Raw genomic sequence first — 21673 nt, 5'->3', positions numbered from 1 at the left:
CACCATCTTTAAGGAGGTCTTGCAAATGGAATATTCAGTGTTCATACAATTGCTGGGTAACTTCGGTTTTCCGATTGCAGTCACTCTCTTTCTGCTCGTCAAGCTTGAGAAGAAACTCGAACAGCTCGAGCTTGCCATCCACGCCTTGTCGAAAGCCTTCTCCAAACAGGAAGGCAAGAGCGATAAATAGTATTTTCCATTTTAAAAGAGAGGGAGCCGCTTCGGTTCCCTCTCTTTTTTTGTATTGAACAGAATTTAATAGTTAATAATTTCCTGTAAAAAATTATGGACGGGTAACCGATTAGATTCGTTTGGGTTTTTTATTTGTTATTGGAGTGGTAATTAGATTCAGCCTTTTCCAGCGGTTGATTGGAGTGCAAGACGGAGACTCCTGTGGGAAGAGTAGCTTATAAGAAAAGCGGAAGGGCTTCGCTCAGAAGCGGGTGATATGTGCCTCTAAGCCCTGCAGCTGGACAATTTGAAAAGCGGAAGTGGGCGTTTTGCTCCCTTTGAAAAATGTTCTTAGGCTTTAGAGGCGCTTTTTGCCTCAAAAGCCTAAGGTTAATTTTCAAACGGGAGCAGACCACTGCAGCTGGACAAGTGAGACCCCGCAGGCTTGCCAAGGAGGCTCACGGGCTACCCGCGGAAAGCGGAGCCTTGCACCGAAATCATAAGCGGTATTGAGAGCCCCTACTTAAATTGCTCCTATAGTAGAAGCATTTTTTAAAAAAAGAGACTATTAAGAAGGGTAAAAAGCACTGTTTTACTAGATTCCAGTACTTTCAAACAAGCGGATCTATCTTCTCTATCATAAAAAATAAGAGGAGGTGAAAACATGAAAAAAATAATATTATTTGCCGATACAGGCATCGATGATTCGATCGCGCTGATTTATGCATTGAAAAATCCCGATATCGATTTAAAAGCCGTCGTGGCAGGCTACGGCAACATCGACCGGGACAAGAGCGCCCGTAATGCCGCCTATCTTCTGAAACTCGCCGGCAGGATGGAGATCCCGGTTATTCTCGGAAGCACGCGGCCGCTGAGCGGAGAGGTACCGGTCTTTTTCCCGGAAATCCACGGGGAGGAAGGGCTCGGCCCGATTTCTCCTCCAATGTCCGCTGAACCGTTCGCCCGCAGGACGAATTTCACGAAATTATTTCAGGTGATCAAGCAGAATCCGGATGACATCACGCTCGTGAATGTTGGCAGATGCACGTCCCTTGCGATGGCGTGGTATTTGAGCCCCGGGGTGATGAAGCTTGTGAAGGAGACGTACCTGATGGGTGGCGCTTTCCTCGAACCCGGGAACGTCACCGAGGTGGCGGAAGCGAACTTCTACGGCGATCCGCAGGCTGCCGACTTTGTCTGCCGGAATGCGCCGAATCTGACGATCATTCCTCTCAATGTGACCCGCGACGCCTTGCTGACACCCGCTTTGATCGACTTCATCGACACCCGGGCAGACACTCCCCTTCAGAATCTCATCAAACCGATACTCGACTTTTATTACAATGCCTATCAGGAACTGGAGCCGGGGATCGCCGGCACCCCTCAGCACGATGTGTCCGCACTGGTTGCGGCTGCGGAAATCCCGGGAATGTTCTCGTATGTGAAAAAAAGAGTGAAAGTCGAGGATGAGGACGGCTATGCGGAAGGACTCAGCATGGCCGATTTCCGACCGGGCACACCTGAATGCACCGGCACAGGCTGCGCCAGGATCGCTTCCACACTTGACATCGAACGTTTCACTGCCCATCTGTTAGACATCTTGACAAGAGAATGACGCCGCCAGCTCCCCTCTGACCTGGCCGTCCAGTGCCTCTGCCGGGTTACCTGGACAAGCTGTTTTCAATACAAAAGCCTCTCCCGCTCATTAAGGGAAAGGCTTTTCCATCTTATTCTTCCAGCGTCAAAGCATTCATGTCCACTTGATACAGCTTGTCATCATTCTCTTTCGGGAGCCCCCTGCCGTCCGTGTTATTCGACACGAAATAAAGAGTGTCCCCTTCCACCAGCACGTCCCGGATACGCCCGAACCCTTTGATCAGAGTTTTGACCTCTTTCGTCCCTGGGTCAAACAGCTTCACGCTCTGGCCGCCTAGGGCCGCGAACACAAGCTTATTATTCCAGAAATCCGAACCCGACGGAGCCCACGAAGGTTCGCCCGAATGGACAAGCGGCGAGACCATGCCTTCGGCTTTTTCGTCACCCGTGATCTCCGGCCAGCCGTAATTCTTCCCGGCTACGATCAGGTTTACCTCATCGTAGCCGTTCGGCCCGTGTTCCGTTCCGTACAGTTTCCCGGCTTCATTCCAGGCAAGTCCCTGGGGATTGCGGTGGCCATATGTGTACACCGGGGAATCAGCGAACGGATTGTCATCCGGAATGCTGCCGTCGAGGTTGATGCGCAGGATTTTGCCTCCGAGGAAGGAAAGTTCCTGGGCTTTTTCTTCCTGCGTGGCGTCACCCGTCGTGATATACAGCTTCCCGTCGGGGCCAATCTTCAGCCGGCCGCCGTGATGGTACTGTGCCCCGCTCGGAATCTTATCGAGGAGTACACGGGTTTCATCCCACGCATCCCCCGACCTTTTCAGCACCACAACCCTGTTATAGGGGGTCCCGTCCTCCGCGTTGTACGTATAGTAGGCGAATGCCTGCTGATTTTCCTTGAAATCAGGGTGCAGGACGAGTCCCATTAAACCTGCCTCGGGCTGGCTGGCAAGCGGCTTGGAGAGGTTCACTTTCACCTTGGCCTTCCTGCCGCCCCTGATTTCAACGATGCCCCCGGTACGCTCTGTCAGGTAGAAATCGTCACCGTCCTTCACAATCGACCAGGGGATGGAGAGATTCTCTGCAAGTACTTTATGTTCGGTCTCACGCTTGCTGACCGACTCGCTCTCTTCTTCTTGTTGTCCTCCGCATGATGTGAGAATGAGCAGAAGTCCGATCATCGGGATCATTCTTTTCTTACTAAAAAAAGATCTCATCGGCCGCTGTCTCCTTTTTCTTTTTTCCATCAGTATGGACAATCATGGAAGAGTTCAATCTATTTCACTGGAGATTGAATAGCCTCCCTGATGGCTTTTGCCACACCGTCGTCACGGTTTGCCGCTGTCTGGTATGTGCAGAATTCCTTGATTTGATCGAGTGCATTGCCCATTGCGACCGGACGGCCGACCACTTTCATCATCGACAGGTCATTCAGGTTGTCCCCCATTGCCATTCCGTCTTCAGGGGAAAGTCCTTTTTCCTTCAATACTCTCTCCAGGGCAACGCCTTTCTGCGCATCGATGCTGTTCACTTCCAGGTTCTCTTTTCCTGATGAGCTGACCGCAATCCCCTCGATGTTCTTAAGCTTTCCGTTCGCTGCCTTCAGCTGTTCATCGTCAAAAGAGAAGACGAGGAATTTATAAACAAGCTGGGATTCATCATTGAATATCATTCCGTAGTCGTCGACAAGCTTGATATGGCCGTTTTCAAAACGTTCACGCGCCGACTGCCTCACCTGCTCCTCCGTCACACCAGGGTTCGCGGTCGTAAAGATATCCACGATCAGCTCGATCCCCATATCATAGTTTTCCGTGTACGTACCCTTGTCTGTGTAAACCTCAAAGTAAATGCCTGCCTCATTCAGTGCTGCTGCGATTTGCTTTGCATGAGAGGACTCTATGCCCGCTTGATGGACGATTTCTCCTTCTTTATTCCGCACTTCCGCTCCGTTCACGCAGATGATATCGCAGGAGATACCGGCATCTTTCAGCACGTGCCGCGCTTCTTCATAGGAACGGCCCGTTGCCACGATCACTTCGACCCCCTGCTTTTGGGCATCAAGGATCGCCTGTTTATTCGCTTCCGAGATTTCCTGGTTTTCGTTTAATAATGTTCCATCCATATCGCTTGTAATGCTCGTAATCATGATCCTACACCTTTCATTTCTGTATTTTTCACATGCTGTCATTCTATTCTTCTTTAGCATTTGCTCTCTGTGCATTTGTTATTTAGTCATTGTATCAGAACGCTCCTGTTTTTGACATTCTCGCGCCTTTTATACAGAAATATTGAATGTTCATGCATGACAGGGGCGTGGTTGGGGTATGAGAATAATAGTCAGGTGTGCAGAAAAAAACATAAGGAGGGATTCTTAATTTGGAGAATCGTAAAAATTTAAATAAAGTTTTTTGGATTTCGGCGGTTGCGATCGCCATTTTAGTTGTATTCGGGGCCGTCTTTCCCAAACTGTTTGCAAAAGGGGCCAATGCCGCTTTTGGTTTCACTACATATGCATTTGGCTGGTTTTATTTGTTATCCGTACTTATTTTTGTTTTATTTTTAGTGGCACTGGCCATAAGCAAATACGGGAAAATCAGACTCGGACGTGATGACGAACGTCCTGAGTATCCATTTTTCACCTGGATCGGGATGCTGTTTTCGGCCGGGTTCGGGATCGGGCTTGTCTTCTGGGGAATCGCCGAACCGATGAGCCATTTTTTCAAAACGCCTTACCCTTCGACGGAAGCACTGACTGAAGAAGCGGCGCGCCTGTCGATGGCGTATTCCTTTTTCCACTGGGGAGTGAGCCAATGGTCCGTCTTCACCATCGTCGGTCTGATCATCGCCTACTTCCAGTTCAGGAAAGGGGAAAACGGCTTGATTTCCACTTCCCTTTCTCCGATGTTCGGCAAACGCAAACGAGCTAAAGGCATAAAAAACACAATCGATATCCTTGCCGTCATCGCAACCGTGATGGGGGTGGCCACGTCCCTGGGGCTTGGGATCCTTCAGATCAACGGCGGATTGAACACCGTATTCGGGATGGATGACAGCACCCTCAGCCAGCTGCTGATCGTACTTGTGCTGCTGATCCTTTACCTGACCTCCTCGACAACGGGGCTCGACAAGGGGATCAAGTGGCTCAGCAATCTCAATCTGTCACTGGCGCTCCTGCTCATGCTCTTTGTCTTTATCGCAGGACCGACCGTTTTTATACTCAATACGTTCACACTCGGCATCGGTGATTATATCACCAACTTCATCCGCTACAGCCTGCGCCTCACCCCTTATCAGGGTGGATCATGGGTCCAGGACTGGACGATTTTCTACTGGGCATGGGCCATCGCCTGGTCTCCGTTCGTCGGTGCGTTCGTCGCCCGTGTTTCTAGGGGCCGGACCATCAGGGAATTCATCATCGGAGTGCTTGTCATCCCGCCGATGATCGCCCTGCTCTGGATCGCCGTCTTCGGCGGAACGGCCCTGCACTTCGACCTGTTCGGCGGCACATCGATCGCTGAAGCCGTCAATCAGGATGTAACCAAAGCATTGTTCACGACCTATGCCGAGCTGCCGTTCACGATGCTCCTGAATGTAATGTCGATTATTTTGATCTTCACATTCCTGATCACATCAGCCGACTCGGCCACCTATATCCTGAGCAGCATGACAACCGAGGGCAGCCTGAACCCGCCGATGCTCGTCAAAATTGTATGGGGCGTCCTCATCGCCGCCATCGCAGCCGTCCTTCTCCTCTCAAGCGGACTCGAAGGCCTGCAGACTGCATCACTCGTATCAGCCCTGCCATTCACCGTCATCCTGCTGCTCATGTGCTTCACCCTCTTCAAACTATTAAGAAAAGAAATACTGCCAAAACCAAAACCAAAAAAGAACAAACAAGCTCAATAATAATTTTTTCGGTCCTCTTTCAAAGGGGGCCGTTTTTTATTTCCCGATTGTTATTTACTGGATAATATCTTGTTTAATTTTATCTATATTAAAGTCCGGAGTGGATTGGAGCGGAAGGCATTTGACTCCGGCGGGAGATAGAGGAAAGGTCGAGACCTGTCCAGCTCCGGCGGTTAGCCCCTCGAGGTCATAAGCTAAATGGCCCAAGAAGGCAAAAAGCGCCTTCCCGGACCATTCATCTTATACTTGTCGGGGCTGAACGAACCGCCTGTGCATTTCCTCCCGCAGGAGCGCAGCGACGAGGAGGCTCGACTTCCTCCCCGGGGAATCTTATGCCTGGAGCGCAAAGGAACGGTCCTGAATTTTATCCAAACTAAATTATAAGAAAATTCGACATATTGAAAGGGTTTTCACTCAACATTATAGAAGTATAAGAATCGGGATGGTTTTATAAAGAAGGCTGTTTTCTAAAATATTGTTGCTTTTCGTAAATAGGCTTGTAACCTATATGCAGCTTGTGGACGTGCTCTTTTCGAACTCAGGTTTAAACTAGAGACGGACGGACAACCCGAAAATACCCAAGTTCCGGTATTTTCTTGTCTGTATAGCAACAAAGTATGCGAAAAGAGCCTAAAAGAAAAACACAAAGGGGAGAAAATGAATTGAAACCGTTAATTTCACTATCTAACAGGATCATGCAGCGCTATCTGCCCGATCCGTTTCTGTTTGTGGTCATCCTGACCCTCGTCGTCTTCGGGTTAGGCCTCATCTTCACAGACAGCACAAGCATCCAGATGGTCCAGTTCTGGGGAGAAGGATTCTGGGCGCTTTTGGCATTTTCAATGCAGATGGTCCTGGTTCTCGTAACCGGCTATGTACTTGCGAGCAGCCCTATTTTCAAACGCTTCCTCGGCTTCCTTGCTTCATTTGCAAAATCGCCGGGTTCGGCCATCGTCATCGTCACGGTCGTTTCCATGATCGCAAGCTGGATCAACTGGGGATTCGGTCTCGTCATCGGGGCCCTTTTCGCAAAAGAACTGGCTAAACGGGTCAAGAACGTGGATTACCGCCTGCTGATTGCAAGTGCCTATTCAGGGTTCGTCGTCTGGCACGCAGGATTCTCAGGCTCGATTCCATTATCGATTGCGACCGAGGGGCATCCGTTTCAGGATCTGATCGGCGTCATATCGACCGGCGACACGATTTTTGCTTCATTCAATCTTATTATCGTTGCCGTTTTGTTCGTCGTCCTGCCGATCACCGCACGACTGTTGATGCCGTCTAAGGATGAGACCGTGACGGTTGACCCTTCAATCTTCAACGAAACCGCTGCGGCAGTTGAAACAGAAGCGCTGACGCCTGCAGAAAAAATGGAAAACAGCATGGCCCTCTCCATGGTCATCGGAATACTCGGTGTGATTTTCCTTGGGTATTATTTTGTGAAAAATGGATTTGCCCTCAACCTGGATATCGTCAACTTCCTGTTCCTGTTCCTAGGGATCCTTTTCCACGGGACACCGAAGCGGTTCCTTGCTGCCGTTCAGGAAGCGATCAAAGGGGCAAGCGGAATCGTCATCCAGTTCCCGTTCTATGCAGGTATCATGGGGATGATGACGGCTTCAGGGCTGGCCGTGGTCATGTCAGAGGCCTTCGTATCCATTTCAAATGATGTGACTTTCTACTTCTTCGCATTCATCAGTGCGGGAATCGTCAATTTCTTCGTCCCTTCAGGCGGAGGACAGTGGGCGGTTCAGGCTCCGATCATGCTCGATGCAGCCCAATCTCTCGATGCTTCCGTGGCAAAAACGGCCATGGCGGTTGCATGGGGAGATGCGTGGACGAACTTGATCCAGCCGTTCTGGGCACTCCCTGCCCTTGCCATCGCAGGACTGAAGGCAAAGGATATCATGGGCTACTGCGTATTTATCCTTGTCATAAGCGGAATCGTCATTTCACTTGGATTGTTATTTTTATAAATCAATCGGGCCGGCTTTTGAAATAAGAGCGGCCCGGCTTCATGATTGGTATTAGTAACCAGTCGGTTTATTACGAAAAAAGATAGGGTAAATATCGGATTGTGTCGAATAATAAAGATGGTTTTCTTCAGCTATTAACCTGCTCATATGCAGCATCCAGTGACCAAGGCATGAATTTCCATCTGGACAAACTTATATGTATACACTAAAATGAATAATGTTTCATTCCAGCAAATGATCATCAGAGGTGAATCCATGAACCAGAAACGTTTTACATTAACCAGTCATTTACGATTTATCATTCCTTCATTGATAGGAATTTTTCTATTCATCATTCCGATTCCGCAAGAGGACGGGATCACGATTCCAATCGCCATTTTATCAGGATGGCTTCAGGACAGTATCGGTACGTTAGTTCCGGCGATCATGACCGGCCTGATTGTGTTGACCGTGATCGGGACATTCATCACGAAAGCAGCCCAGCCGGAAGCAATCAAGAAATCGCCATTTTTCTATAATCTTTTCAACGTACCGGCCGTTTGGGTAGTCGTAAGGGTATTGGGTGCCGTTTATGCAGTCATGACTCTTTTCAAAATCGGGCCTGAATGGGTATGGTCCGATGCGACCGGAGGACTTCTTCTGAATTCTGAAGGACTTCTCACGATTTTATTTTCCGTCTTTTTATTTGCAGGGCTGTTCCTGCCATTATTATTGAATTTCGGCCTACTGGAATTATTCGGGGCACTGCTCACAAAGGTCATGAGACCGCTGTTCGGATTACCGGGGCGTTCTTCAATCGACTGTCTGGCTTCTTGGCTGGGTGACGGGACGATCGGTGTCCTATTGACGAACAAGCAGTATGAAGAAGGATATTATACGAAGAAAGAAGCGGCCATCATCGGTACGACGTTCTCCGTTGTTTCGATTACGTTCAGCTTAGTCGTCATTTCCGAGGTTGGGCTTGGGGATTATTTCATCCCGTTCTACCTGACGGTGGCAGCATCCGGCTTGATTGCTGCGATCATCCTGCCGCGCATCCCGCCTTTATCCCGCAAACCGGATACGTATTATAACGGCCAGGAAGGAAAAGACACGATGGAGGTCATTCCTGAAGGATACTCGCGTTTCGGTTACGGTTACGAGTCTGCACTTGTGCAGGCAAAGAACAACAACAGCGTATCAAAATTCTTTGCCGACGGTATGAAGAATGTACTTGATATGTGGATGGGTGTGGCTCCGATCGTCATGGCGATTGGTACAACCGCGCTGATCGTTGCGGAAAACACCCCGTTCTTCGAATGGATCGGCATGCCATTCATCCCGTTGTTGGAGCTTCTTCAGGTTCCAGAGGCAACGGAAGCATCCAAATCGATCCTTGTCGGATTTGCCGATATGTTCCTTCCTGCCATCTTTGGCGGCGGAATCGAGAGTGAATTGACACGTTTTGTCATCGCTTCCCTGTCAGTGACACAGCTCATTTACATGTCTGAGGTTGGGGGATTATTGCTTGGTTCGAAGATTCCGGTGGATTTCAAGGACCTTGTGATCATCTTCCTGCAGCGTACATTCTTGACGTTGTTTGTGATTGTGGGTATCGCACATATTCTATTTTAATTTTAGAGAGTTTAAAACCAGGTTCTTTTTTATGGGGACCTGGTTTTTTAATTTAACTTCTCGTATACCTTTTGATATGTCTTGATATACCGCAGTTGATTTCCGTGGAAGACTTCGCTTTCCGCGGGTAGCCCGTGAGCCTCGGCCTTGGCTTTTATTGTCTAGCTGCAGGGCTTAGAGGCACATGTCATAAGCCAAACCGACCAAGAAGGCAAAGAACGCCTTCGTGGCCGATTCGTCTTATGCCACACGCCTCTGAGCAAAGCCCTTCCGCTTTTCTGATAGGAGTCTTCGTCTTCCACTACAATCAACTGCTGGAAACTATATGTTTAACGTGCCAAATCCTTCATCAACATAATTCTCAATAATCAAGACCCATCTTTCACTTTCCTAGAACTCAAATACTCTTTTACTAAGGATAATCTCGAACCTATGCCAAGATAAACAATTATCCCTGTAGTGATCCCCAGAATCGAAGTAATCAGTGCACGGTAATAGATACTCAGTGTTTCGGGCAGCAGGCTGCCGGCCATGTACTTGACCAGCCAGACTGTGAGTGACATGGCGATTACAAGCAGGAATACTGATCGCAGTGTCTTTAGCATGGGCAGGATGTCGAGCCGGATCGCTTTTTTGATAACGAAGACATTGTAGAGTATGGATACAGAGAATCCAATGTAGGTTGCCAGGATCGGACCAGTTTCACCTAAGTAAGGGGATAATAAATAATTCAAAACGATTTTAAGAATGACCCCCAATAAGACCCCGGTGATTAATGTCTTCTGCTTGTTTATCCCCTGCATGACGGCAGCCGAGACTGTAAACAGTGCGAAAACTATGGCTGCTAAAGAATACCACTGCAGGATCCCCCCGCCCAGATCCGGGCTGTTCTGCAGTCCAAACACAATCAGATAGACGGATTTTCCCAGAATACACAGACCCATGGCCGCCGGTAAAGTGAAGAACATCAGGAGCTGGATGCTTTGATGGATTCTATTTTTCACTTCTGTCATTCTTCCGCTTGTATAGGCAGACGTTACACCCGGTATTAACGACATACCAAAAGCTGTCGCCAGTGACACAGGGACCATTACGAGTATTTGAGCTAAACCGATGACTGAATTAACGGTTTCTGAATCATGTAATGTGTACCCTATCGATTGAAAGATCGGGTTTATGGTGAAGGTATCGATATTCTGATAGATCGGTATAGCGAGGCCCGCCACTACAAAGGGAAAGGCATATCCAAGCAGTTCCTTAAAAATAGATGCGATTTCGAGATCCATATTATTGGGGCTTTGATCCCGCTGCTTCTTTATCAAGTGCCTCCGTTTATAAAAGTATAAAAGCAAAACAAAGAACCCTGCCAGCCCCCCGATAAATGCAGCAAAGGTCGCGATTCCGACTGCATTTTTAAGAGATCCACCAAGCATGTGAATGACGATATAAGCACCTGCCAAGGATAAAGGCAATCCGCACTATCTGCTCAATGACGGTACTGACAGCTGAAGGCCCCATCGATTGACTCCCCTGAAAATATCCACGAAAAATACTCATCACGGGTATGATTAATAAAGCAAAGCTGACAAGCTGGATCACAAACTCGACATCCTCCACAGAATTACCCGTTTGATCACTCGGATCAATGACGAATCCTGCGAGAAATGGAGCAGACAGATATAATACCGCAAAAGATACGATCCCGCTTATGATCATAAAGTACATGCCATATCTTAATAGTGTCAAGCCCACCCGATAGTTTCCCAGTTCATTGTATTTCGAAACGAATTTTGATACAGCAAGCGGCAGACCTATTGTCGAAATGCTTAACAAAATGGTATACGGGCTGTATGCATACTTGTACAAGGCGTATCCCTGTGTCCCCACCAGTGCAGTGAAGGGTATTATATAAAGAAACCCCAAAACCTTGGATATAAGGGTGGACGCGGTCAAAAAGAACGTTCCCCTTATAAATTTATTTTCCACAGTAACACCCCGGCAAATTTGATAGAGTTAAAATCTCACTCTAACATATTAACATAAATATCCAATTTCAATCAGGTGACTCCTAATAAAAAAGCACGGAATTTCAACTAAAATTCACGTGCATTTTGGTATTATATATAATTTAACGAATTGCTTTTTATTCCTCACCCGTATACCTAGGAAGCAGCACATCCACCGTCGTCCCCTTACCCAGTTCCGACTCGATATGAAGGCAGCCTTTGTGGTCCTCGAGGATTTTCTGGCTGACGGTGAGCCCGAGCCCCATCCCTTTTTCTTTGAGGGTGAAGAACGGTTCGCCGAGGCGTTTCAGACGTTCAGGCGGTATACCTGTACCCTGGTCGGCCACGGAAATCTTGATATGCTTATCTTCTATTTTACAATCCATCGTAATATCGCCTTCGTCCATGGAGTCGATGGCATTTTTCACGATATTGATCAGCACCTGGATGATCTGGTTTTTGTCCCCGTACACTTTCATGGGTGTATCCGGACTGTTTTCATGGATAGTGATGCCTTTCAGAAGTGCTTCATGCCCCATCACTTTGGTGATATATTCAAGGACTTCCCGCAGATCGAATGGAGTGAATTCCCTCATTTGCGGTTTGGATAAGATCAGCAGTTCCCCTACGATTTGGTTGATGCGGTCCATCTCTGAAGACATGACTGAAAGATAACTTTCGGAAACGTGTTCGTTTTCTTCAAGCAGCTGGATGAAGCCTTTGATGCTTGTGAGAGGATTGCGGATTTCATGGGCGATGCCTGCAGCGAGTTCCCCTACCACAGAAAGCTTTTCTTTTCTTAAAAGCATTTCCTCGGCCATTTTCTGCTGGGAAATATCCCGTCCTATGATGACCAGGCCTTTCCGGCTGCCATCCTCATAAAAAAGGGGTACTTTGATGACATCGAAGGTCTTGAATTCACCATTCGGCAAATAAAATCCTTCTTCGCACCTCGTCACATCACCCGCCTGCCATGATTCTTCATCCGAATCAACACAATAGTTGAATGCGTCTCTAAAAAATGGGACAAGCTCACCCAGTTCGCGGTCTGTTTTCCCGATATAATCGATATCCTCCAGATTATAGAGCTGCCGGCCGAATTGGTTCACTTTGAGCCAGCGCCCCTCTCCGTCTTTGAAGCAGACGAAATCAGGAAGTGAGTGGAGCAGGGTGGATAATTGGTTTTTTTCTTCTATCAGCTCAAGATATTCTGTGAAGAGAGCCGCTGATTTCTTCTTCATGTTTAGTAGGAAGAATCCTCCGCCCACCATGATGATGAGGGAGATGACGATATCCCACGGGCCCTCAAAAAGCAGGACAGTGAAGACTTGGAGTATGAACAAGAGGCCCGTCATGGCCGCAAGACGATTGGATGTATGATTTTTGACTAGTCCCGATTTCTCTTTCATGACCCCACCTGCCGATCTTTTACTTATTATAGCTTTATTATTCTATAATTCTGTCGAATTTACAAATAGGAAAATGAACCTAAACAAAAAATTGACCACCTCTCGATTGAAGGTGATCAAATTTGTCATCATTTCGTTTTTAGTTTATCCAGCATATCTGCTGTCATCTTGGCCAGGTCGAAGTTTGCTTTGAAGCCCCACTCGGCTTTTGCAGCACTTGAGTCGATGGCATCCGGCCAGCTTTCGGCGATTGCTTGACGGACTGGATCGACGTCATAGTCGAGCTTGAAGTCCGGCTGGTGAACGCGGATTGCTGCCGCTGCATCTTCAGGTGCGATGCTCATCGCAGATACGTTGAAGGAATTGCGGTGGTCAAGCTTGGATGGATCGGCTTCCATCAGGTCGATGATCGCCTGAAGGGCATCCGGCATGTACATCATGTCCATATGCGTTCCTTCACCTATGTAGGAAGTGTAGGCATTGTTCTTGATTGCCTCGTAATAAATTTCCACAGCGTAATCAGTCGTCCCGCCGCCAGGCATCGTTTCATATGAAATCAATCCCGGGAAGCGCAGCCCTCTTGTGTCGACGCCGAACTTCTGGAAGTAGTAGTCGGAAAGGAGTTCCCCCGATACTTTATTCACTCCGTACATCGTCGTAGGACGCATGATCGTATCCTGAGGCGTCGAGTTTTTCGGAGTAGACGGGCCGAAAGCACCGATTGAGCTTGGCGTAAAGAACTGGCAGTCCAATTCCCTTGCTGTTTCAAGTGCATTCACCAATCCGCCCATATTCAGGTTCCACGCAAGGAGAGGTTTCTTTTCAGCCGTTGCCGATAAAAGCGCAGCCAGGTGAATGATGGTGTCGACGTTATTCTTTTTGGCGATATCGAACATCTTCTCTGCATCCGTCACGTCCAGCTTTTCGAATGGACCGTTGTGGACCACATGGCTGTCGGTTTCACGGATATCAGTTGCGATGACATTATCCGAGCCATACACGCTTCTAAGCTTTGCCGTAAGCTCAGAACCGATTTGGCCCAATGCTCCTGTTAGTAAGATCTTTTTCATTTATTATGTCCTCCTGCAAAAAAAGCGCATGGCCGGCGGACGGGAAACCCGTCCATCCGCCAAGGCACTCTATAGTAAATGTGTGGTTTAGATAATTCCAAGGTCTTTGCCGACTTTTTCATATGCCGCAATCGCCTGATCAAGCATCTCTTTCGTGTGAGCTGCTGACGGCATGTTTCTTACGCGTCCCGTTCCTCTTGGTACAGTAGGGAATACGATTGATTTCGCATAAACGCCTTCTTCGTACAGGCGCTTACTGAAGTCCTGTGTCGCCTGCTCCTCACCGATGATGACCGGTGTGATCGGTGTTTCACTTTTACCGATATCAAAACCGAGTTTCTCAAGGTTTTCTTTCAAGTAAGCACTGTTTTCCCACATCTTGTCCTGAAGTTCCGTGCTGTTCATGAGAATGTCGAGCGCTTCTGTACAAGCCGTCACGTCAGCCGGCGTCAGGGAAGTCGAGAACAGGAATGGACGGGAGCGGACTTTCAGCCAGTCGATCAGGTTCTGTGTTCCTGCGACATATCCTCCGACTACCCCGATCGCTTTTGAAAGGGTACCCATCTGGAAGTCGACCTTATCCTGCAAACCGAAGTGCTTCACTGTTCCGGCACCTTTTCCAAGGACACCTGAACCGTGGGCATCATCCACATATGTCATCATGTCGAACTCTTCCGCGATCTCGACGATTTCAGGAAGCTTACATACGTCTCCGTCCATCGAGAACACACCGTCTGTAATGATCATGATTTTATTGTATTGGCCGGATTCCTTCGCTTCCTTCGCCTTAGCGCGGAGATCTTCCATGTCAGAGTGATTGAAACGGATGATCTTCGCTTTTGAAAGACGGCAGCCGTCGATGATCGAAGCGTGGTTCAGCTCGTCAGAAAGGATGGCATCGTTTTTATCCATGACCGCTGAAATCGCCGCCATATTACAGTTGAAGCCTGATTGATACGCGATTGCCGCTTCAGTTCCCTTGAACTGGGCAAGTTTTTCCTCAAGCTTCACGTGCAAATCAAGCGTACCGTTGATCGTGCGGACAGCACCGGCACCGACGCCGTATTCTTTGACCGCTTCGATCGCTACCTTTTTCAGGCGCTCGTCTGTCGCAAGACCAAGGTAGTTATTGGAGGAAAGGTTCACGAGTTTCTTTCCTTTGATGGTGATGACAGGTCCGTTCGCACCTTCTAACGGATCGATTTCATTGTATAAACCGCGGGCTTTCAGATCTTCCAGGTTTTCCTGCAAAAATGCATCGAGAGTTTTGCTTGTCATGTGGATATCCTCCTTTGATATGTAAGCTCTTTTCGTAATTTTTGTAAGCGCTTTATAAACAATTGTCCACTCCATAAATACATTAAATATCAGATTTTTCTTTATTTTATCTTGTTTTTAATCTACTTTTTAGTTTAACATGTTTTTTCGTGATGGACAAAAATTTTTCAACCGAAATCATCCTGTATAGTGTTCCCGATATATGATAAAAAGTGCATAAAATAAAATATGGGGGCACTCTTTCAATAGCGGCCCGTTAAAGGTAGATAAATGAACAGTGCTTTTCGTATAGTAACTCACACTAAAATCCAGAAGCAAGAATCAAAATCGAAATATCCCTGGAGCCCGATCCCCCAAGCGATTTTCACAAATATATAATATTGCAGATAATACAAACGTCCAAAATAAGGGAAGAAATTTCTCTTATTGAGGAATTTGCATGAAATATGGAGTAAATAGAAGAAAACATTTCCCCTATTTACTCCAAAAGCATAAAGATGGACTATATCCCTCCCCTTAACGGAAAAAACTTCCCTTATATGCCCCGAACCTAGCCCGATTCTACAGGATAAGGGAAAAATCTCCCCTTATGTATCCAGTGCTCATTTAACCCTACATATTAATAAAAAAAGCAGTCTCATTCAATTACGAATAGGACTGCTGATTGGTTTGTCATTTAGTTTTTAGTATACGAAATCCGACCCGTTCTATTAAAGGTGGGCGTTTTCAATCATTAACGTTTGTTTTTCTTCTTTTTATTTTCTTTTAAATTGACTTCATACGTAAAGTCCACGGTTTCTTTGCTTGATGCTGGTGCAGCATAGGAAGTGATCATATAGTTTTTTCCGTTTTGGAACAGTTGGCGAAGATTCAATGCATCTTCCTCTGTTACATTGAACGGATCTACGGTTACAACTTTATGTTTCACTTCTTTACCTTTTTTGTTGCCAACTTCTCTTTCGTTAATGAAAGTTACAGTGTAGTTGACATATTCCCCTTTAACTTCTGCAAGGGACTTAAATCCATCCACTGAAGACCCGTCATTCGTGTAGTCGATTTCAGGGATTTCAATGTTATCAACGTACCAGCCTGTATCATTATAGCCCCAGTCGGTTAAATAGCGGAAAGATACTAACACTTTTTGACCTGCATACTCGCTTAGATCAAAGGTTTCTTGCTGCCAGTCTTCAAAGTGACCAGTGAAACCAGGTACGTTTTCCTTGATTTTAGGGTATCCTTCTTCTACTACATCGGAGCGGGTGTTTTCATTTTCAAGCGAATTCCAAGTTCCACCATTATCTGTAGATACTTGAACCACTCCGAAATCCCAACCTTCTTCAATATCAATGAAGTTGTCAAAGTTTAATGTAGCATTTTCAACATTTGAAAGATCTGCTTCAAAGATAATCGCTGAATCTAATTCATCCCCTTCGCCGGCCCACAGAACTTGCTCATCGCTTCCCTTTGGATCAGCCACTGATTTCCAAGAAGATGGAAGGAAATCTACTCCATCGAATGAAATCGAACGGATCTTATCCTGGAAATCTAATTCCTTAAAGTCGCCGCCCCAAGCCGGTACACCTTCTTTTTCATATGTTTTAGCTTTTTCATAATCAACCGTCTTCCCGCGGGTACCATCTCCAACAGGGAGTTCTCTTAAATCAATCAATTCAAAGTCATATTTTCCACCTTTACCGTCATCCATCGCCAAAGCAGTGATGAAGTTCTGATAAAGTTCAGTGAAATCTTCTTTTTCACCATACTTATCAAGCATATGTTTTACACTCTCTATGCCATGTGATTCGCCATCCGTAGCCAGATCACGAATAAATTCCTGTCCGTACTGTTCATACATATACGACGTGAACAATTGGACTTGTCCATAGTCGGCGATCGTTTCCGGCCCTGTGACTGCAGTTCCATGCTCATCCCAATTTACAATAGAGTTCTCAGGATGATCCAAGTAGAAGTTGATTGACCCGGAGTCAAAACCATAACCTCCAAGATACTCAGAGAATGTAGACATCCCTTCATTCAACCATGTTTCTTCTGCTCCATCATTGTCAGCGTGGATTAAATGCTGAAGTTCGTGGATAGTCGTTCCGTAGAAAGTACTTTCCAAACGTGTTTCCCAGCTGTTCGTATCAATTGTAATGATATTCCGGTCAATATAGTTTTCAAGTGTCTGCCAGAAGAAACCTGCTACGAAAAACGGATAAGACGGATCATAGTAGCCATCGTCCTTGATGTTATCTACCAGCATGATCACCTTGTCGCTTCCGTCTTCACTTTCATAGTATCCTTCAGGAAGTCCAACCATCTCAGGAAGCGGAGAGTGAGAGCCATTTAAAGAATCAGGTGTCCCAAAGAATTCTGTTGCAGTTGGATAGATTTTCTGATCAAATTCATTTTTAAGTTTGTCCACCTGCTCCTGTGTAACAACATGAGGGGGCCGATCATCAGGGAAACTTAAATCATTCGCTACCCAGATCTCAACATTATCTCCCACACTACGTAGTGTAAACTCCTTGAATTTTAACTCCCTATTTAAAAAGAGCTTAGTCCCTCCATCATATGTAAAGTCACTATCTTCAATTTCATTTGATTCGTTACCCTCTTCACCATCAAAATTAATTCCCTCAGCCTGCTTCTTCAAATCAGCCTCAGCTTTTTTCAGAAAATCTTCATCTTGGGATAAACGGTTCAAAACACCATCAATATCTACACGATCCCCGTAACGTTCAACATCCCAATTTGGAGAGGCTGCTGCTTTTGCGGCAGGTGTTGCTGAAGCGGGTGCAAATAGGCTCAAAGCTAAAGCACCAATTGAAAGAATGGATAAAAATTTTGTTTTCAATAGATGAATCTCCCTTCCTATTAAACATTTTATTAAGAACGAAATAATCTTAACATAAACAATTTTCAGAATAAATATAATAATATGTTGTACATTTCATAGAAAACCTCGGTTAAAGGTTTTTTCGACATTAACAGAGACAAAAGAACTAGTTAATCGACAAGAATATTAAACAAAAACTCCCATTCTCAATTGAGAATTCACTATTCTAGTCCTTTATACTCATTTAATAGACAAAAAATAAAAAAGCTGTCGTATAACAGCTTTTTTATAGTTTCGTATCAATCTTATCCAGCAGCGTATCAATACTCGCATGATCTTCGGGGGACTGGTCGATGTGTTTCCAGACGGCTTTACCTTTTTCGTTAAATAGGAAGGTGGCGCCCTGGATGTAGACGTCCTGGGTTTTCATCGATTTCTGGACAAATTTCTTTTGTCCTTGTTCGTCCGGCATGAAGTTCTTTACTTTTCCTGTCACGAAGCCGAACAGGGCTTTTCCGAGCAGTTTCCATTTCGGCATGGTGACGGTGCCCGCCTGTTTGTAGCCTTCGCGGGACGGATCGCCGTAGATCGTGAATGGAAACGGACCGAATTCACCAAGGAATTGTGAGACAAAGCTTCCTTTTGACGGAGCGATCACGACTAGCTGGATATTTCGTTTATCGAATTCTTCAACGCGCTCACGCAACTGCGTGAGGTAATTCCGGCAGATCGGTCAGCCAAGGTGGCGGACAAAGATGACTGCCGATTGCTTATCCTGAAGAAGCGTTTTGATGTTCACTTCTTCCTGTGAATCGGGACTCTGGAGCATGAAGTCCATAAGTATGACCTCCTCATCGTTCTTGTTCCTATCATACCTAATGAGGGGGTATCCATTCAAAACATTGAGCTCCCCAAACTCTCTTATTTCACTTTTTCGAGCCGCTCGATAGCTTTTAGCCCTTCCCGTTTGCTTAACGGCGCAAGGTTTTCCCTCTCGATGAACTTTCTTACTGCTTCCGGATTTGTTTTTGAATATTCCCGCAGCGCCCATCCGATTGCTTTCTGGATGAAAAACTCCTTCGATTCATTGTGCATGAGGATGTAACGGAAGAGACGGCTTTCATCCGTCTTGTCCTTGTACCTCAACTGGTGGAGGATCGATGTCCGGTTCAGCCAGAAATCATCAGCCTGTATCCACTTTTCGAGATACTCGTCAGCATTTTCACGTTCATGGATCCTGCCGGCAAGATGAGGAGCAATATGATCGACCGTATCCCACCATGATTTAGACAGGATCAGTTCCTCCAAAAGAGGCAGGTGCTCCCTCGTTAGAAGCTTTGCCTGCTTATCGAGCAGCGTCATCGCAACATACTGGCACTCGCGCTGCGGCTGATCCCAAAGGGTCCGCACAATTTCCGGCAGCTCTTGCACCGGAGGATTTCCGTTTTCTTTTAAAAATTCCCGCATGAGCGCATTCCGCTCCGGGGTCTTAATGCCGAAAAATGCAAATTGATTGCGCATATATTTTTCCATCGCTTCCCGGTTTTCCTCATTTTGATTTTCCTGCAGCAATGAAACCAAGCGAACCGCATACTCACGACCCATCCTTCTTCTCCTCCTCTTCATCACAGTCGAAACAAACGACCTTCCCGCTGTCTTTTTTCACCCCGTTGAAAAAACCATCAAGGCAGTAAACCGGCTTCCCGCACGATTCGCAGTGACCCACCAGTTCCCTCATGGAAGCAAGTCCCCTTTTTCCCGGAGATAATAGATATAATCCGTCGAGACGCCTTTTTCACCAAGCTGCCAAAGCATGGCAGATATATTCCCTCGGTGATAGGTACCGTGGTTGACGAGGTGCTTCAGGATCTCTTCTCTTGTATTTTCGTATGCTTCGCCTTTACTAGACCGATATCGGACGGAAACCGTACCATCCGCCATGCCGTCCAGCCAGTCAAGAATCTCGCTATGTAAATCCGAAAAATCCATCTCGCATTCTTCAAGTGTCTCAAACATCTTCTTATCCACCGGAGAAGGCTCACCCTTCAACCTTGAAAACCATAGTTCATCCACTTCATACAGATGAAAGAGCGTCCGTTCAACAGACGGGAACACGCTTTGAATCTCCTTCTGAAAAATGTCCCGCGGCAGTGTCTTCAAATGACCCAGCAGCTTTCGGGTCGCCCACACATGATAGCTAAACTCCATTTTCCATCCACTCCTTTACATTAGTAGTTCTCTCCCGGCGGTAGAAATCCTTTTTCTTAATAGTGGCGGGTCGGGGGGACAGGTACCTCGTCCCAGTCAGAAGCATGATTCCTGTATGCTTACATAAAACTTAGTTTGTCAAAACCCTTTTGAAAAGTAGTAAATTCAACTAAAATAGCAATGAAAAACGTGGATTTCAGGTTTTATTATGCGGATTCGTCTTTCTCCAACGCTTTTCCCCATCCATATTCGCCCATGGATCCCGTCCATTCCAGATATATTATCAAAAACGATAGTTATATTATCAAAAATCAGGATTAATTATCAAAACCGAACCTTTTATTATCAAAAAACCAAATATATTATCAAATCGCCAAAATGGCCGCTCTTCAGCTGCGGCCAAGCCTTAAATAAAAAACAATCCCCTCAGCTCGCAAGGGGATTGTTCCTTTTTGAAAATGGTCTTGCCAATACATAGTTCAGGAGCCGCTTGCTCTGCGGCAGGGAGATTCCGACGATCGAACCGAGTCCGAGCGCAATCACCACAGTGCCGATGCCGACCGGTCCGCCGAGCATCCATCCGAAGAAAAAGACGAGGATCTCCATTCCGTTCCGGACCCGCTGCACCTTCCAGCCCGTCTTCTCGACAACGAGCAGCATGAGGCTGTCCCTCGGACCCGCTCCTAGGTCTGCTGATACATAGAGCCCGATTCCGTATCCGAGTACAATGATCCCGATTGCAAACACGATTGCCTGTGCCAGGAGTGATTCCGGGTCAGGAATCAAATAATTAAATAAATCTATGAAAATACCAATTAAAAGCATATTTAGAAACGCACCAATCTTCGGGAATGACCTGGTTCCAAGACCGGTGATCAACAGGATGACAAATCCGGCGATGATCGACCATGTCCCGATCGTAAGACCGAGCTGTTTATAGAGGCCGTAGTGGAACACATCCCAAGGGCCGATTCCGAGGTCTTTTCCTTTGATCGTCAGCGTGATCCCGAGGGCCAGTACAAGCAGGCCGACAAAGAAAAACGCCCAGCGAATCACGAATTCTCTTTTCATGAAAATCCCTTCCCAATCTGTTGATTTCAGTACACCCGGATAACTGTAACACAGATGGGAAAACAAAAAAATTTCATAAAACCGATCGGGTTGGTGAGGTATTGGGGACCGGACAACTAGAGAGAACCGGCGTTGATCAACTCGATCAATTCACCATCCGGTCCTTTATAAAAGACTGCTCTCCAACCGTTATCCAGCTGGACCGGCCCTTCGACGGGTTCCAGCCCCTTCCGCGCGAGGCGCATTATTTCCACGTCCAAATCAGCCGTTTCCCATGCAAAGTGGACACGGGATTGTAACGATGCGCTATCCCTGTCTTGAATGAGCTCCAGCCACTCCTCATCTCTCTTTAAAAATACGATTTCCTCGCTCCCGATGACAGCCGTGAACTCTTCTTTAAAACCGAAATGAGTTTGATAAAACCGTTTTGAACGTTCCAGGCTGCTGACGTTGATGCCGATATGATGAAGTTTCATGATTTTCACCTGATTTCCTTTTCGTAATCGATGGCTTTGAAGCTGGA

General features: G+C 46.6%; 17 protein-coding genes and 1 pseudogene. 5 read left to right on the top strand and 13 right to left on the bottom strand.

The window, feature by feature from the left end; genetic code table 11:
- Positions 1 to 25: 25 nt before the first annotated feature.
- On the top strand, positions 26 to 190 hold the full coding sequence (locus BHE18_RS22315) for a YvrJ family protein (RefSeq protein WP_141771974.1): 165 nt from the start codon (positions 26 to 28) through the stop codon (positions 188 to 190).
- 645 nt (positions 191 to 835) lie between these two features.
- A complete protein-coding gene (locus BHE18_RS22310; RefSeq protein WP_071620670.1) occupies positions 836 to 1786 on the top strand; it encodes a nucleoside hydrolase in 951 nt (316 codons plus the stop codon).
- 112 nt (positions 1787 to 1898) lie between these two features.
- Here BHE18_RS22310 and BHE18_RS22305 read toward each other — a convergent pair whose 3' ends face one another.
- On the bottom strand, positions 1899 to 2990 hold the full coding sequence (locus BHE18_RS22305) for a PQQ-dependent sugar dehydrogenase (protein ID WP_071620669.1): 1092 nt from the start codon (positions 2988 to 2990) through the stop codon (positions 1899 to 1901).
- A 59-nt stretch (positions 2991 to 3049) separates the two neighbouring features.
- On the bottom strand, positions 3050 to 3919 hold the full coding sequence (locus BHE18_RS22300; RefSeq protein ID WP_071620668.1) for a Cof-type HAD-IIB family hydrolase: 870 nt from the start codon (positions 3917 to 3919) through the stop codon (positions 3050 to 3052).
- A gap of 230 nt (positions 3920 to 4149) precedes the next feature.
- Between BHE18_RS22300 and BHE18_RS22295 the strand changes: the two genes are divergently transcribed.
- From BHE18_RS22295 to BHE18_RS22285, 3 genes are all read left to right on the top strand, one after another.
- A complete protein-coding gene (locus BHE18_RS22295) occupies positions 4150 to 5679 on the top strand; it encodes a BCCT family transporter (RefSeq protein ID WP_235860428.1) in 1530 nt (509 codons plus the stop codon).
- 662 nt (positions 5680 to 6341) lie between these two features.
- On the top strand, positions 6342 to 7655 hold the full coding sequence (locus BHE18_RS22290) for a short-chain fatty acid transporter (RefSeq protein WP_071620666.1): 1314 nt from the start codon (positions 6342 to 6344) through the stop codon (positions 7653 to 7655).
- A 255-nt stretch (positions 7656 to 7910) separates the two neighbouring features.
- Positions 7911 to 9269, top strand: a complete 1359-nt coding sequence (locus BHE18_RS22285) for a YjiH family protein (protein ID WP_071620717.1) — start codon at positions 7911 to 7913, stop codon at positions 9267 to 9269.
- 368 nt (positions 9270 to 9637) lie between these two features.
- Here the strand turns inward: BHE18_RS22285 and BHE18_RS22280 are convergent.
- From BHE18_RS22280 to BHE18_RS22235, 11 genes and pseudogenes are all read right to left on the bottom strand, one after another.
- Positions 9638 to 11255 (bottom strand): annotated as a pseudogene (locus BHE18_RS22280) (putative polysaccharide biosynthesis protein).
- A gap of 157 nt (positions 11256 to 11412) precedes the next feature.
- Positions 11413 to 12684, bottom strand: coding sequence for an ATP-binding protein (locus BHE18_RS22275; RefSeq protein WP_235860427.1), 1272 nt, complete (start codon positions 12682 to 12684; stop codon positions 11413 to 11415).
- Between the two features lie 128 nt (positions 12685 to 12812).
- On the bottom strand, positions 12813 to 13754 hold the full coding sequence (locus BHE18_RS22270; protein WP_071620665.1) for an L-threonine 3-dehydrogenase: 942 nt from the start codon (positions 13752 to 13754) through the stop codon (positions 12813 to 12815).
- 87 nt (positions 13755 to 13841) lie between these two features.
- A complete protein-coding gene (locus BHE18_RS22265; RefSeq protein ID WP_071620664.1) occupies positions 13842 to 15032 on the bottom strand; it encodes a glycine C-acetyltransferase in 1191 nt (396 codons plus the stop codon).
- 733 nt (positions 15033 to 15765) lie between these two features.
- The gene (locus BHE18_RS22260) at positions 15766 to 17889 is read right to left on the bottom strand and encodes an immune inhibitor A domain-containing protein (protein WP_071620663.1); all 2124 of its coding nucleotides are present in this window, start codon (positions 17887 to 17889) and stop codon (positions 15766 to 15768) included.
- Positions 17890 to 18157: 268 nt separating this feature from the next.
- Positions 18158 to 18577 (bottom strand): peroxiredoxin-like family protein, encoded by a 420-nt coding sequence (locus BHE18_RS22255; protein WP_071620662.1) that lies wholly within the window; start codon positions 18575 to 18577, stop codon positions 18158 to 18160.
- Positions 18578 to 18792: 215 nt separating this feature from the next.
- Positions 18793 to 19476, bottom strand: coding sequence for a DNA alkylation repair protein (locus BHE18_RS22250; RefSeq protein WP_071620661.1), 684 nt, complete (start codon positions 19474 to 19476; stop codon positions 18793 to 18795).
- Positions 19466 to 19609, bottom strand: a complete 144-nt coding sequence (locus BHE18_RS23410; RefSeq protein WP_171910773.1) for a hypothetical protein — start codon at positions 19607 to 19609, stop codon at positions 19466 to 19468. The genes BHE18_RS22250 and BHE18_RS23410 overlap by 11 nt, the downstream gene beginning before the upstream one ends.
- The gene (locus BHE18_RS22245; protein ID WP_071620660.1) at positions 19606 to 20079 is read right to left on the bottom strand and encodes a DinB family protein; all 474 of its coding nucleotides are present in this window, start codon (positions 20077 to 20079) and stop codon (positions 19606 to 19608) included. The genes BHE18_RS23410 and BHE18_RS22245 overlap by 4 nt, the downstream gene beginning before the upstream one ends.
- A 426-nt stretch (positions 20080 to 20505) precedes the next feature.
- Positions 20506 to 21150 carry a YczE/YyaS/YitT family protein gene (locus tag BHE18_RS22240; protein ID WP_071620659.1) on the bottom strand — a complete coding sequence of 215 codons (645 nt, stop codon included), beginning with the start codon at positions 21148 to 21150 and terminating at the stop codon, positions 20506 to 20508.
- 116 nt (positions 21151 to 21266) lie between these two features.
- Positions 21267 to 21626: a VOC family protein gene (locus BHE18_RS22235; RefSeq protein ID WP_071620658.1), complete on the bottom strand. Its 360-nt coding sequence runs from the start codon at positions 21624 to 21626 to the stop codon at positions 21267 to 21269.
- Between the last annotated feature and the right edge of the window lie 47 nt (positions 21627 to 21673).

The organism is Rossellomorea aquimaris (assembly GCF_001877785.1).
Taxonomy (GTDB): Bacteria; Bacillota; Bacilli; order Bacillales; family Bacillaceae_B; genus Rossellomorea; species Rossellomorea aquimaris_A.
The sequence above is the reverse complement of the archived record's forward strand: the minus strand, read 5'-3'. Positions and strand labels throughout refer to the sequence as shown.